Genomic DNA, 14,815 nt, shown 5'->3' with positions numbered 1-14,815 from the left:
CGTCACCCGGCCGTGGTGGGTCAGCTGGTGGCGATCGAGGTGTCGTCGATCACGAAGCTGGTCTGGAGGGAGGCGTCCTCGGTGCCGTTGAACTTGAGGGTGACGCTCTGGCCGGCGTAGGCGGAGAGGTCGAAGGTGCGCAGCTGGTAGCCGGTTGCGGCGTTGGCGTTGGAGTAGGTGGTCAGCGCGGTGCCGTTGACCGTGACGGCGAGCTTGTCGTAGACGGTGGTGCCGGTCTCGGCGGTGTCGATGTGGAGGTAGAAGCTGAGGGTGGCCTTGCAGCCGGCGGGGATGGTGACGGTCTGCGAGAGGCTGTCGGTGTGGGTGGAGCCGTAGCCGTTCAGCCAGGCCTTCCAGGAGCCGGCGTGGGCGGCCTCGCCGGTGCTGTTGTCGACGACGCCGCTGCTGGCGGTCCAGGGGCTGGCGGTGCCGGTCTCGAAGCCGGCGTTGCCGAGCAGCTGGGCCGGGGTGCAGGTGCCGCCGCCGCCGGTGCTGACCGTCCAGGTGAAGGAGGCTGCGCCGGTCTTGTTGGCGGCGTCCTTGGCGGTGACGGTGACGTTGTAGGTGCCCGCGGTGGTGGCGGTGCCGGTGATCTTGCCGGTGGAGCTGATCGACAGGCCGGTGGGCAGGCCGGTGGCGGTGAAGGTCAGCGGGGCGGTGCCGCCACTGGCCTGGATCTGCAGGTTGGCGGTGCCGTTCAGCGCGGTGGACTGGTTGCCCGGGCTGGTCACGGTCACGCCGCCGGCCGGCAGCGAGCCGACGTTGACGGCGGCCCATGCGGTGGCGACCTGGTTGTACTCGGTGCTGCCGGCGCCGTACAGGTCGGAGGCGGCGCTGAGGGTCGCGGTGCGGGCCGAGGCGTAGTTGGTGGTGGAGGTCATGTACGAGGTGAGCGCCTTGTACCAGACCTGCGCCGCCTTGTCCCGGCCGATGCCGGCGACCGCGATGCTGTTCACGGTCGGGCTGTTGTAGCTGACCCCGTTGACCACCTTGGCGCCGCTGCCCTCGGAGAGCAGGTAGAAGAAGTGGTTGGCGACGCCCGAGGAGTAGTGGACGTCGAGGTTGCCGACACCCGAGTACCAGGAGTCGGCCGAGCTGCCGTCCTTGGAGGGCTTGTCCATGTAGCGCAGCGGGGTGCCGTTGCCGTTGAGGTCGATGACCTCGCCGATCAGGTAGTCCGGGTTGTCGGTGGGCAGGTTGGCGTAGAACTCGACCATCGAGCCGAAGATGTCGGAGGTGGCCTCGTTCAGGCCGCCGGACTCACCCGAGTAGTTCAGGTTGGCGGTGGCGGCGGTGACGCCGTGGCTCATCTCGTGGCCGGCCACGTCGATCTCGGTGAGCGGGTGGGTGTTGCTCGCGCCGTCGCCGTACGTCATGCAGAAGCACGAGTCGTCCCAGAACGCGTTGGTGTAGTTGTTGTCGTAGTGCACGCGGCTGAACGCGCCGACACCGTCGTTGCGGATGCCGTTGCGGCCGAAGGTGTTCTTGTAGAAGTCCCAGGTCGCACCGACGCCGTACTGGGCGTCGACGGCGGCGGACTCCGAGTTGCTGGCCTGCCCGTTGCCCCAGGTGTCGGTCGACTTGGTGTACAGCGTGCCGTTGCCGGACGTGCCGTGGTTCATGTTGGTGGTGTACATCCCACCGCGCGAGGCGTCCTTGAGCTGGTACGTGGAGCCGCTCAGCGTGGTGGTCAGCGGCACGTTGCCGACGAAGACGCCGGTGCCGGTGCCGGTCTGGATGCCCTCGGTCTTGCCGAGCACGGAGCCGGTCGCGGCGTCGGTGATGACGTGCAGGCGGCTCGGGGTGCCGTCGCTCTCCTTGCCGGAGACGACGGTCTCCCAGGCGAGCGTCGGGGTGCCGGAGGCGGCCCAGACGACCAGCCGGGGCGCGGTGTCCAGCGCGGAGCCGGCCTCGGCGGCGAGCGCGGCGGCCTGGGCCTTCGGCGCGGCCAGCGCGGGGGTGGTGCTGATGCCCGCGAGCTGGGCCTCGCTGGCCCGGCTGACGCCGGTGGTGGTGCCCGCGGCGTTCTGGTGGACGATCAGGTCACCGCCGAGGACGGGGAGCCCGCCGTAGGTCCGCTCGTAGCGCAGGTGCCGGACGCCGTTGGCGTCCTGGACGACGTCCTTGGTGACCAGCTTCTCCTGGCTGCCCAGGCCCAACTGCTGTGCGAGGGAGGTGGTCTGCTGGTTGGCGGAGGCGATCAGCGCGGCCCGCCCGGCCACCGTCTGCGAAGCGGCGGCAGCCGGCGAGGGGCTGACCGCCTGCGCGATGGCCGGCATGCCGGTCACGAGCAGCGCAGTGGATGCGGCCATGACAACCGCGGCCTTCCGGGCATGGGTGTAGCGGGGCATTCGGACTCCTTTTCCGACCGTGCCGCGGGTTGGCGGACGGTGGAGAGAACCTGGCCGCGGGGTCGCGGCACAGTGGGGGCCCCCGCCGCCGGTGCGCGGCGCGGGTGCGGTGATCCGGGAGTGGTGCAGGAAGTGCGATGCGCCTTACCTGACCTGTTACGGCCCCAGCGGGAGGTGGGGGACCCCTCGTCTGCAGCCGGGGGAATCGTGGCAGCAAACGCCTCATGAATGACAGATGCATGCCAGTGATTGGCCGGTTCACGACCCTGCCGCCGGCCCGCCGCAGATCTCAAGTGTGTTACGGGAGAAGACACTTCTGGAGATGGGTTTCATTACTCCGGGACGGGCCGGTCAGCGGCGGAGAGCACTGACCAGCAGGCGACGCCCGCACCGGCCCCGCCGCCCGGCACGCAGCGCCGGGCGCCCCCGGCACGTCACCGGTCGCCGGGTGCCAACGACTGGATCCGGCCATTCGGCGCATACGTCCTGACGGCCGGACGGGCTCCGGACGGGCTCCGGACGGCCGCCGGACGGGCGCCGGACGGGCTCCGGACGGCCGCCGGACGGGCGCCGGACGGGCGCCGCGGGGCGGTCCGGGACGCCCCGGGTGGGCAGCCCGGACGGCATCCCTGACGACACTCCGGACGGCCGGAAACGACGGAGCGCCCCGCGTCGCACCGGAGTGCGACGCGGGGCTCCCCCGTCTGCGGGACGGCGGTTGCCGGTCCGTCAGTGCTGGACGAACACCGCCACGGTCCGGCCCGGCACGGTGAAGGTCCCCGTGCCGCCGTCGAATCCGGCCTTCTTGACCACCGGATCCGTACCGCCCGCCTGCACCGGGTGCAGGCTCTGCTGGGAGCCCTTCAGCGCGGTGACGGTCTGGCTCTGGGCGGTCGGCGTCGCGTTGAAGACCACCGTGATGCCCTTCTCCGCGCCCTTGAGGCCCGTGCCGTCCAGGTGCAGCGTGATCACGCCGGGCGTCTCGCCGGCCGTGCCGGAGAGCGGGTACGACAGGCGCTGCTGCACCTCGGCGGCCGTCGGCAGCGAGAACAGCGGAGAGGACTGCTTGATCTTCAGCAGCTGCTGGTAGATCGCGCTCGCCGCGAGGATGTCGGCGCTGCCCACCTTCAGGTTCGGGTTGGCCAGCAGCGACTTGGAGACCGGCCACAGCGACTGGTTGTCGGCCGCGAGCGGCACGCCGCGACCCCAGCCGTTGCCCTGCGAGGCGTCCCAGTGGATGGCGTTGTACCAGTCACCGGAGTCGAAGGAGTTGGCGTCCAGCGACTTGGAGCGCAGCAGGTCGCTGCCCGCCTGGGCGAAGCCGGGCCCCTGGGTGAGGGCGGTGACGGACAGCGCAAGGGCCTGCATCCGGGCCCGGTCGGCCGGCGGGGTGGTGGTCGGCAGCTTGAACGCCAGCGCGTCGAACAGGTCGGCGTTGTCGTGTGCGTCGACGTACTCCACCGACTCGCCCGGCTTGGCCGCGTAGCCGGTCGGGGAGCCGTTGTAGTCGACGCCCGCGCCGGTGACGGCCTTGCCGGTGGTGTCGGTGAACGAGTAGCCCGCCAGGTTGCCGGTCAGTGCGACCTTGATCTGGTCCATCTCGTGCAGCAGACGGGCCTTCTGCTCCTCGGCGGTGCCGTTGTCGGCCGAGCCGTTCGGGTCGGTGAACAGGCCCGAGGCGAAGCCCTGCTGGGGCGCCGAGGAGAGCTGGTAGTTGCCGCCGCGCGCCGCGTCCCGGACCCGGTCGTCGAAGGTGGCGATGCCGGTGCCGGCCATGTTCAGCTGACTGGCCTGCACGAAGCGGGCGTTGTTGGCGACGGCGCCGAAGTTCCAGCCCTCGCCGTACAGGAAGATGTTCTTGCCGTCGACGCCGTCCGAGGCGGGCGTCATCTTCCGCAGCGCGGACTGCACGTCCAGCATGGTGGACTTCGGGTCCAGGCCCATCAGGTCGAAGCGGAACCCGTCCACCTTGTACTCGCGGGCCCAGGTCGTGACCGAGTCGACGACCAGGCGGTTCATCATGGCGTGCTCCGGCGCGGTGTCCGCGCAGCAGCTGTCCGTGGTGACCTTGCCGGCCGCGTCGAGCCGCTGGTAGTAGCCGGGGACGACCTTGTCGAGCACCGACTTGTCGTCCTGCCCGGCGGCCGCGGTGTGGTTGTAGACCACGTCCAGGACGACCCGCAGGCCGGCCTCGTGCATCGCCTGCACCATCTGCCGGAACTGCACCGTCCGGGCGGTCCCGTTCGGGTCGGTCGCGTAGGAGCCCTCCGGCACGTTGTAGTGCAGCGGGTCGTAGCCCCAGTTGTACGCGTCGTCGGCCTGCACGGCCGCCACGCACTCCTGCTGCTTCTCGCTGTCGGCCGCGAGCGAGGCGAGGTCGCAGGCGGGCAGCTTCTGGTCGGCCCGGTTCTCCCGGATGGTCGCGATGTCGAAGGTCGGCAGCAGGTGGATGGTGGTGACGCCGGCCTTGGCCAGATCCCGCAGGTGCTGCATGCCCGCGGACTGCGACTCGGTGAAGGCCAGGTAGGTGCCCCGCTCGGCGACCGGGACGCTGTCGTCCTCCGAGGAGAAGTCCCGGACGTGCAGCTCCTGGATCTGCTGCTGCCCGGCCGGGATCGCCTTCGGCACCTGGTGGTTGTCCCAGCCCTGGGGCTTGAGGTCCTTGGAGTCCAGGTCGGCGACCAGGCTGCGCCTGGAGTCGGTGGACAGCGCCACCGAGTAGGGGTCGGTGACCGTGTTGGTGACCATCTGCTGGACGCTCGGCGCCCAGACCTTGACCTGGTACAGGTAGTACTTGCCGTTGAGGTCACCCGCCTTGCCGACCAGCTCCCAGACGCCCGTCTCCTCGTCCAGCTTCATCGGGACGGTCTTCGGGGTGCCGCCGGTGGGGCCGTCGAAGAGCTGGACGGAGACCTCGGTGGCGGTCGGCGCCCAGACCGAGAGCGCGACCTTCCCGTTGTAGTACTGCGGGCCGAAGTCGGCCTTGGCGGCCTTGGCCGCGTACAGGTCGTCCAGTACGCCGGGGATCTGCACGCCGGTGGCGGCCAGTGCCGCGCCGGAGGGCAGGTGCTCGGTGAGGACCAGCTGGCTGCGGAGCGCGGCGGTGATCCGGCCGGTGTCGCGCGGGTCGACGGTGAAGGCGCGGTAGCCCGCCAGGTGCGGGAACTTGGCCTGCTGGCCGGCGGTGAGGCCGCCCGCCACCTGGCTCAGCCGCAGCCAGTGGCCGGGCTCGTTGACGACGCCCTTGTCGATCTTGAGGCCACCCGCGGGGTCGTAGACCAGCTGGGCGCTGGTGCCGCCGGCCAGGGCGCCGTCGGCGGCGCCGAAGTTGGCCGGGACGACCACGGTCCTCGCGTCGATCCACTGCGCCTTGGCCGAGCCCAGGTCGAGCTGGGCGCTGGTGGCGGAGCTCTGCGGCAGCAGGTGGCCCTCCTGGCCGCCGATCAGCCACACCTCGTGGCCGCTGACCGAGAAGTCCAGCGTCTGGTCGGAGGGCAGGTCCTTGTCGCCGCCGTTGTGGATGATGTAGTTGAGGCTGGTGGCCCCGGCGGCGAGCGGCACCTCGAAGACCGCGCCGTAGGCGTCGATCCGTGCCGGCAGCAGCGGGCTGCCCCAGTCGGTCGGGCTCGCCGCGCCCGTCCAGTCGTGCAGGCCCCAGCCGTCGTACTTGCCGTCCGGGCGGTAGTAGTGGATGACGGCGGTGTCGGGGGCCTGGGTGTCGACCGGGCCGGGGTTCTCGGTGCGGACGGTCGGGTCGCCCTCCTTGATCCAGACCTCGCCGGTGGCGCCGACGTCGATGTGGCGGTCGCCGTCCACGTCCTTGGTGCCGTTGTTCTCGACCACGAACCCGACGTCGGAGGCGCCGCTGTTCAGCTTGACGTAGGCGAACGCGCCGTAGGCGTCGCGGCCTGTGAAGGCGTGCCCGGCCGGCCAGGTGGTGGCCTCACCGTCGGCTATGTCGCCCCAGGCGTAGAGGTTCCAGCCGTCGTAGTTCTTGTCGCCCCGCTGGTAGTGCACGATCGCGTACGGCCGGGCGGTGGCGCTGGGCACGGGCGCCGGCGCCGGGGTGCCGGTGGTGAAACCGCCGGTGACCGAGCGCAGGTGGCCGCTGGAGTCCTGGACCACGGCCTTGTAGCGGACCACGGTGCCCGGGGCGACGGCGCCCAGGTCCTGGGTGACCTTGTGCACGCCGTTGTCGGAGGTGCCGAGCACCTGCCAGGGGCCGTCGCCGACCTGGGCCGCGTAGGAGACCCGGTTGAAGCCGCCGCCGTCGACGTTCGCGCCGATCGTGACGGTGCCGGTGGAGCCGTCGGCGGGGGTGCTGAGCGTGACGGCGGGCGCGGCCGCGAGCGGGGCGAGCCTGCCGGCGGCCTTGTAGACCACCGAGGAGAGCGCCGGCACGGTGACGGTGATCTTCTTGTCCGCGCCGCTGACGCTCTTCTGGCCGGCGGCCGGGTAGATCCGGTCGAAGCCCTGGCCGGCCGAGAAGGTGTCCAGGGTGACGGTCTTGGCCTCGGTGGAGTTGTTCACCGCGACCACGTACTCGACCTGCTGCCCGGCGTCGATCCGGGAGAAGGCGTAGACGCCCGCGCCGTCCGCCGCGTACCGCTCGATCTGGGCGCCGTCGGCCAGCGCCGGGTTCGCCCGGCGCAGCTTGGCGAGGTCGGCGACACCCGTGTAGAGGGCGCCGCCGGTGCCGTAGCGGTCGGCGGAGCCGCTGGTGCCGCCGATCACCGGGTCGGTGTTGTACGACGGCGTCTTCGAGGCGAACTGGTCCTGCCGGGCGTCCTTGTCGCCGCCCGCGCCGGTGAAGCCCTGCTCGTCGCCGTAGTAGATCACCGGCTGGCCGCGGGTGAGGAACTGGAGCTCGTTGGCGAGCTGGTCGCGCTTGAGCAGGGTGGCGGCGTCGGCGCCCGGGTTGTCGGCCTCCAGGAATCCGCCGAACCGGCCGATGTCGTGGTTGCCGAGGAAGGTCGGCAGCTCGTAGGCGTTGCCGTCGGCGCTGGTGTAGCGGTAGTCCTGCCCGTAGACGCCGGAGAGGGCCTGGGCCGAGCCGCCCTTGGAGACGTAGGTGCGCGCGGCGTCCTGGAAGGGGTAGTCCAGCGTCGACTGCAGCTTGCCCTTGGTGACGTACGGGGCGGTGATGCCGGGGTCGCTGGAGTAGACCTCGCCGAACATGAAGAAGTTCTTGTTGCCCTGCTTGGTGGCGAAGTCCTTGAGCGCGGGCGCCCACTGCTGCCAGAAGGCCATGTTGACGTGCTTGACGGTGTCGATCCGGAAGCCGTCGACGCCGGTCTCCTTGACCCAGTTCTCGTAGACCTTCTCGAAGCCCTTGACCACCTGGGGGTTCTGGGTGTCGAGGTCGTCCAGGCCGGAGAAGTCACCCTCGGTGGCGGACTCGCCGACGAAGGTGGAGTCGCCGCGGTTGTGGTAGAGCGACGGGTCGTTGAGCCAGGAGGGGGTCTTGGCGTTCGCGTCGGCCGGGGAGGCGAAGGTGGGCGAGTAGGGGAAGGAGTCCTTGGACAGCTTCGGGTAGGCGGCGGTGGAGCCGGCGGCCGCGGCGGCCGCGGCCGCGGTCTCGTCGACCGGCACGCCGTCCTGGTCCAGGGTGGGGTAGGCGCCCTCGGAGCGGTAGCCGTACTGCTTCTGCGTGTTGTCGATGACGTCGGCGGTGTGGTTGGTGATGACGTCGAAGAAGACCTTGATGCCCTTGGCGTGGGCCTTGGCGATCAGCTCCTTGAGCTGGTCGTTGGTGCCGAAGTGCGGGTCGACCTGGGTGAAGTCGGTGACCCAGTAGCCGTGGTAGCCGGCCGAGGCGTCCGCGCCGGTGCCCTGGACGGGCTTGTTCTTGAAGATCGGCGCCATCCAGATCGCGGTGGTGCCGAGGTCCTGGATGTAGTCGAGCTTCTGGATCAGGCCCTGGAGGTCGCCTCCGTGGTAGAAGCCCTTGTCCGTGGGGTCGAGCCCGTTGTCCATCCGGGTGCCCGTGATGCCGCCGGTGTCGTTGCCGGTGTCGCCGTTGGCGAAGCGGTCGGGCAGGACGAAGTAGAACTGCTCGCGGGTGAGGTCGTGACGCGCGGCGGAGGCGGCCAGCGAGGCGTCCGAGGGCGCCGGCGGCGCGGCGGCGGCGGCGGCGAGCGGGGCGGCGCTGCCGAGGGTGGCGGCGATCAGCGAGGCGGCGAGCAGGACGGCCGCGCGGCCGGGTCTGCGATAGGTGGTCGTGCTCCGGTGCGGGCGGGGCTGGACTGCGGCCACTGAGGGCTCCCTTGGGGCGGGCAGGCGGGAAGTCGTCGAGTGGCGAGGACGCTAGTGGTTGAAAGATGTTTCAGCAAGATGCTGAAATTGTTTCCACGCACCCCTTGACCCGTCGGGGCGCAAGCCCCAGAGTCGTTACCGCGCAGCCCGCTGTACACACCGCCTCGGCCGCCCCGCCGCCCCTGCCGTCCTGCACGCCGGGGAGCGGGTCCCGTGGTGCGGAGCGTGCGCCGCACGGACTCCCGGTGAGGGTCGGGAGAATCCGCGTGGGGACCGGTCGCCCGTCGGAGCCCAACGGCATCCGGCGGGCCACTCCCGTTCACCGGCCACCCCCCGCGTCGACTCATTGATCGCGATCGCGTAACAATGGGACGTATGTCCGTCCCGTCGGCCCGCACGGGCCCCACCCGCTTCTCCTACCCCGGTGGGACACATCCCCTAAGCCTCTGGGGGGACATCCGGTGAAGAATCCACATCCACAGGATGAGCAGACGGCCACAAGCCGTCTGGCAGACTTCTCGTCCATGGGGGAACCGACCGAGATCCAGACGCCCGGAGCCACACGTACCGGGGCACCCCGCGACGGTTCCGTCGACGGCGCGGCCCTCCCGGGCCGGATGCCGGACGGAGCCACCCGCGCCGCGCAGACCCGCTCCGCGGCGCTGCGCAGCCGGATCCGCGAACAGCGCCGCTCGCCCGGCAGGCCCCGGCTCTGGTTCGAACTCGCGCTGATCGGCGTCAGCTACTGGCTGTACTCGCTGGTGCGCAACGCCGTACCGGAGCAGGCCGCGGCGGCCCTCAAGCACTCCACCTGGATCTGGCACTTCGAGCGTGCCCTCGGCGTCGGCGTCGAGCGCTCGGTGAACCACTGGGTCAACTCGGTCACGTGGCTGATCGTCGGGATGAACTACTACTACGCCACGCTGCACTTCATCGTGACGATAGGCGTGCTCGTCTGGATCTACCGATGGCATCCGGGCCGCTACGCGGCGGCCCGCACCGTGCTCTTCGTGACCACCGGCATCGCCCTGGTCGGCTTCTACTTCTTCCCGCTGGCCCCGCCCCGGCTGACCGCCTTCGGGTTCGTCGACACCGTCAAGGTGCACGAGACCTGGGGCTCGATGGCCTCGGGCCCGGCCGCGCACGTCTCCAACCAGTACGCCGCGATGCCCTCGATGCACATCGGCTGGTCGACCTGGTGCGGGTTGGCGATCTTCTTCCTGGCCCGGCGCGCGTGGGTGCGGGCGCTCGGCGTGCTCTATCCGCTGGCGACCCTGACCGTGATCGTCTCGACGGCCAACCACTTCTGGATGGACGCGGTGGGCGGTCTGCTCTGCCTGGCCGTCGGCTTCGTGGCCGCCCGCCTGCTCTACCACCAGTGGGTCTACCGGCTACCACGTACGCCCGACGGCGAGGACGACCGGCGCCCGGTGACCGTGCCGGAGCAGTGGTCCTCGCCCGCCGTCGGCGCCGGACGCCACTGACCGGACGCCACCGGACGGCTCCCGCGCCCGGACGCACTCCCAGGGACGCACCGCCCCGGACGCACTCCCCCGGACGCACCGCCCCCGGACGCCGGGCCCACCGCAGGCGGCGTACCGCCGCTCAGCCGTAGAAGACCTTCTCCACCACGGCCCGGGCCCGCCGGGTCGCGCGCCGGTAGTCGTCCACCAGCTCGCCGCTGTGGCCGGCCCCGTACCCGAGGTAGCGGGCCACCCCCGCCAGCTCCCTGGCGTCCCCGGGGAAGCTGTCGCCCGCCCGGCCGCGTACCAGCATCACGGCCGCCCGCACCCGGGAGGCCAGCACCCAGGCCGCGTCCAGCACCGCGGCGTCCTCCGCCTCCAGCAGGCCGGCCCCGGCGGCCGCCGCCAGCGCGGCCCTGGTCCGGGTGGTGCGCAGCCCGGGAAGCTCGTGAGCGTGCTGGAGCTGGAACAGCTGGACGGTCCACTCGACGTCCGCCAGGCCGCCCCGGCCGATCTTGAAGTGGGTGGTCGGGTCGGCCCCGCGCGGCAGCCGCTCGGACTCGATCCGGGCCTTGATCCGGCGGATCTCCAGCAGGTCCCGCTCGGACACGCCCGCCCCTGGGTAGCGCATCGGGTCGATCAGCTGCCGGAACCGCTCCCCCAGGCCGGTGTCCCCCGCGACCACCTCGGCCCGCAGCAGCGCCTGGCTCTCCCAGACGTGCGACCAGCGCCGGTAGTACGCCGCGTACGAGGCCAGCGTGCGCACCAGCGGACCCTGCCGGCCCTCCGGGCGCAGGTCGGCGTCGACCAGCAGCGGCGGCTCGGTGGAGGGCGCGGCCAGCAGCGTCCGCAGCTCGTTGCAGACCGCCCGGGCGGCCCGGGCGGCGTCCTCCTCCAGCGAGCCGAGGACGGGCTCGTGGACGAACAGCACGTCCGCGTCGGAGCCGTAGCCGAGCTCGTGACCGCCGAAGCGGCCCATCGCGATCACCGCGATCCGGGTGGGCAGATCCCCGTGCTGGGCCTCCCAGCCGGCCGTGCAGGCCCGCAGCGCCCCCTGCAGGGTGGCGGCGTTCAGCGCGGTGAGGGCCTCGCCCGCCGTGTCCAGGGCCTCGGCGGGGTCGTCGGCGAGCCGGCCGAGGACGTCCGCGGCCGACGTCCGGAAGAGTTCGCGGCGGCGCACCGAGCGGGCCGCGGCCACGGCGGCGGCGGGCGATCCGGCCCGGCTGACGGCCGCCAGGATCTCCTGCTCCAGCGCGGCCCGCCCGCGCGGCGCCAGGCCCTGCGGGTCGCCCAGCACGGCCACCGCCTCGGGGGCGCGCAGCAGCAGGTCGGGGGCGAGCCGCCCGGCCGACAGGACCCGGGCGAGCTGCTCGGCCGCGGCGCTCTCGTCGCGCAGCAGCCGCAGGTACCAGGGCGTGCGGCCGAGCGCGTCGGAGACCTGGCGGAAGTTGAGCAGACCGGCGTCCGGATCGGCGGACTCGGCGAACCAGCCGAGCATCACCGGCAGCAGGGTCCGCTGGATGGCGGCCTTGCGGCTGACCCCGGAGGCCAGCGCGGAGAGGTGGCGCAGCGCGGCGGCCGGGTCGGCGTAGCCGAGCGCCTCCAGCCGCTCCCGGGCGGCCTGCGGGCTGAGCCCGGTGGCGCCGACCGGCAGTTCGGCGACGGCGTCCAGCAGCGGCCGGTAGAAGAGCTTCTCGTGCAGCCGGCGCACCTCCACGGCGTGCCGGCGCCACTCCCGCTGGAGGGCGGCGACCGGGTCGGCCCGGGTGTCGTCGTTGATCAGCGGGGCGAGCGAGCGGGCGAGCCTGCGCTGGTCGCCCTCGGCCTTGGGCATCAGGTGGGTGCGGCGCAGCCGGTGCAGCTGGATCCGGTGCTCCAGGGTGCGCAGGAAGCGGTAGGCGGCGTCCAGCGAGGCGGCGTCGGCGCGCCCGACGTACCCGCCGTCGGAGAGCGCGGCGAGCGCCTCCAGGGTGTTCGCGCCGCGCAGGGTGCGGTCGGTGCGGCCGTGCACCAGCTGGAGCAGCTGGACGGAGAACTCGACGTCGCGCAGGCCGCCGGGGCCGAGTTTGAGCTGGCGGTCGATCTCGGTCGCGGGGATCGAGTCGATCACCCGGCGGCGCATCTGCTGCACGTCCGCGACGAAGTTGTCCCGGGCCGCGGCCTGCCAGACCAGCGGGGCCAGCGCCTCGGTGTACGCGGCGCCGAGCTCGGCGTCGCCGGCCACCGGGCGCGCCTTGAGCAGGGCCTGGAACTCCCAGGTCTTGGCCCATCGCTGGTAGTACGCGAGGTGGCTGGCCAGGGTGCGCACCAGCGGGCCGTTGCGGCCCTCCGGGCGCAGGTTGGCGTCGACCGGCCAGATGGTGCCCTCGCCGGTGGTGTCGGAGCAGAGCCGCATGGCGTGGGCGGCGAGCCGGGTGGCCGCCTGCACGGCGGCCTGCTCCTCGACGCCCTCGCGCGGTTCGGCCACGAAGATCACGTCGACGTCCGAGACGTAGTTCAGTTCCCGCCCGCCGCACTTGCCCATGCCGATCACGGCGAGTCGGCAGGCGTGCGCGGCCTTCGGGTCCTCACCGGCGGCGATGTCCAGCGCGGTCTGCAGGGTGGCGCCGGCCAGGTCGGCGAGTTCGGCCGCGGTCTGCGCGAGGTCGGTGGTGCCGGTGAGGTCGCGGGCGGCGATCGCCAGCAGGCAGCGCCGGTAGGCGACCCGCAGCAGGTCGGCCCGGCTGCCGCGGGGCGGCGGGGTGCCCTCACCGGGGCCGGGGCCCCAGACGCCGTCGTACAGCGCCTGTAGGAAGTCGTCGCTGCCCGGGTGCATGTCGCGCTGCTCGAAGGTGACCAGGGCGTGCCAGTCCGCGGGGTGCTTGGCGAGGTGGTCGGCGAGGGCCGCGGAGGCGCCGAGGACGCCGAGCAGGCGGTCGCGCAGCGGCTTGGAGGTGGTGAGGGTGTCCCGCAGGGTGTGCTGCTCGGAGGCGTCCAGGGCCTCGAACAGCCGGGCCAGGCCCAGCAGCGCCAGGTCCGGGTCGGCGGTGGCGCCGAGCGCGTCCAGCAGCACCGGGTCGTCGGCGAGGCCCGCGGGCCCCGGGCCGGCCAGCAGCCTGAGCGCGGTGCCGGGGTCGGTGAAGCCGCGTCGTACCAGCCGTATCTCCGGCCGGCTCACCCGGCTGCCGGCCCGTTCCTCCACTGCCATCGCCCCTCCGGTCCGCGCACACCGTGAACACCCGTACGACCTGTCAGCTTACGGGCGGCGCCGGTGGCGTGCGCCCGGAGCGGGCCACCCGGTGGACCGGTCCGGGGCCGGCCGTACCGCTCGGCGGGCCGGCCCCGGAGCGGCGGTCAGTACTCGACGGCGGTCGGACCGGTGACCAGCGCCTCGGCGTTGCGCCTGGTCTTGGCCCACTGGTTGCGGCCGGTGACGATCCGGGCCAGGGCCCGCCAGGCGGTGACGTAGAAGAGGTAGATGTAGAAGGCGTAGGCCAGGCCCCAGCCGAGGCTGCGCCAGAACCCGGCCCGCGGCTCGCAGCGGCGGCGGTAGATCGGCCCCCAGATCGCGAACTGGGAGAGCCCGAGGACCGCGCCCACCAGGACGCCCCAGCCCACGTTGGCGAAGAAGTCGTCACCCCAGCTGAGCAGCAGGGACCGGCCGTAGTAGACCATCGCGACCGGGAAGACCAGCGAGGCGAACACCTGGAACCAGGGCAGCAGCAGGTAGTAGGAGATCTCGATGACGCCGGAGTGGGTCAGTTTGGGCGAGCGCCAGACCTTCGCCAGGTAGCGGGTGCACTGCATGTTCCCCTGGCCCCAGCGGGTGCGCTGGGCGATCAGCCGGCGCAGGCTCCACAGCCCTTCCTGGTCGACCGAGGTGTCCGTGGTGTAGGCGGTGCGCCAGCCGTCCAGCATCAGGTCCAGGCCGAGTTCGAAGTCCTCCAGCAGCGCTCCGCGCCACGGCCCGGTGCCGCCCGCGGTGAGGCCGCGCATGGCCGAGAGCCGGGTGAACTGGCCGTTGCCGCCCATGCCCACCGTGCGGGTGTAGCGGCGGGCGAGCTGGATGGCGGCGGTGGTGGTGCGGAACTCCAGGTCCTGCATCCGCACCAGGGTCCGTGCCAGCAGGTTCCGCAGCCGGCCGCCGTCCTCGACGGGCCGGCGATCGTCGCGGTTGCGCATCCGGACCTCGGACTGCACGGCGCCGATGGCGGGGTCGCCGAAGAGGTGATCGGCGGCCATCACGTCGAGTCCGCCGGGCGCCGGGTGGCCGTCCGCGTCGAAGACGCCCACCACGATCCGTTCGAACGGCGCGTCGGCGGGCAGCCAGTCGACCAGCGCCCGGTAGGCCGCGTTCAGCGCGTCGCTCTTGCCGGTCCGGGCCTCGGGACGGCGGCGGCGGATCAGGTGGACGTACGGGTCCTCGGCCTGACGGGCCTCGGCGATCAGGCCGGTGGCGTCCTGCGAGTCGTCGTCGACCACCCAGACGTGGGTGGACGGGAAGGTGGCCCGCAGGTAGGCGAGGGTGTCGCCGATCACGGCCTCCTCGTCCCGGCAGGGAATGAAGAAGTGCCACCGGAAGTCGGCCGCGTCACCCGTGGGGCGGGGCCGGTGCCGCAGGAAGGGGATGACCAGGCACACCACGTAGCAGACGAACATGGTGGAGAAGAGAAGCGTCAGCGCCATCGCCAGGCTGATCAGCGCGTGCTTGCCGTCGTTCACGAAGGGGTCCTCGATGTCAGCGGAGATGCCGCAGCACCGGACCGC

The 14,815-nt window shown here is 72.2% G+C and carries 5 protein-coding genes; 1 reads left to right on the top strand and 4 read right to left on the bottom strand.

Going from position 1 to position 14,815, the window contains the following annotated elements:
• Positions 1-20: 20 nt before the first annotated feature.
• Positions 21-2,312: a M4 family metallopeptidase gene (locus tag OG823_RS24955; RefSeq protein ID WP_371482003.1), complete on the bottom strand. Its 2,292-nt coding sequence runs from the start codon at positions 2,310-2,312 to the stop codon at positions 21-23.
• A 768-nt stretch (positions 2,313-3,080) separates the two neighbouring features.
• Positions 3,081-8,606: a pullulanase-type alpha-1,6-glucosidase gene (gene pulA / locus OG823_RS24950; RefSeq protein WP_371482001.1), complete on the bottom strand. Its 5,526-nt coding sequence runs from the start codon at positions 8,604-8,606 to the stop codon at positions 3,081-3,083.
• A 524-nt stretch (positions 8,607-9,130) separates the two neighbouring features.
• Here pulA and OG823_RS24945 point away from each other — a divergent pair.
• Entirely contained in the window at positions 9,131-10,090 is a 960-nt protein-coding gene (locus OG823_RS24945) for a phosphatase PAP2 family protein (RefSeq protein WP_371482000.1), read from the top strand.
• Positions 10,091-10,211: 121 nt separating this feature from the next.
• Here OG823_RS24945 and OG823_RS24940 read toward each other — a convergent pair whose 3' ends face one another.
• Both OG823_RS24940 and OG823_RS24935 read right to left on the bottom strand, forming a co-directional pair.
• Positions 10,212-13,256, bottom strand: coding sequence for a bifunctional [glutamine synthetase] adenylyltransferase/[glutamine synthetase]-adenylyl-L-tyrosine phosphorylase (locus tag OG823_RS24940; RefSeq protein WP_371481998.1), 3,045 nt, complete (start codon positions 13,254-13,256; stop codon positions 10,212-10,214).
• 146 nt (positions 13,257-13,402) lie between these two features.
• Entirely contained in the window at positions 13,403-14,770 is a 1,368-nt protein-coding gene (locus tag OG823_RS24935; RefSeq protein WP_371481996.1) for a glycosyltransferase family 2 protein, read from the bottom strand.
• Between the last annotated feature and the right edge of the window lie 45 nt (positions 14,771-14,815).

The organism is Kitasatospora sp. NBC_00315 (assembly GCF_041435095.1).
In the GTDB taxonomy this organism is placed as follows: domain Bacteria; phylum Actinomycetota; class Actinomycetes; order Streptomycetales; family Streptomycetaceae; genus Kitasatospora.
This window is presented reverse-complemented; position numbering and strand designations above follow the sequence as displayed.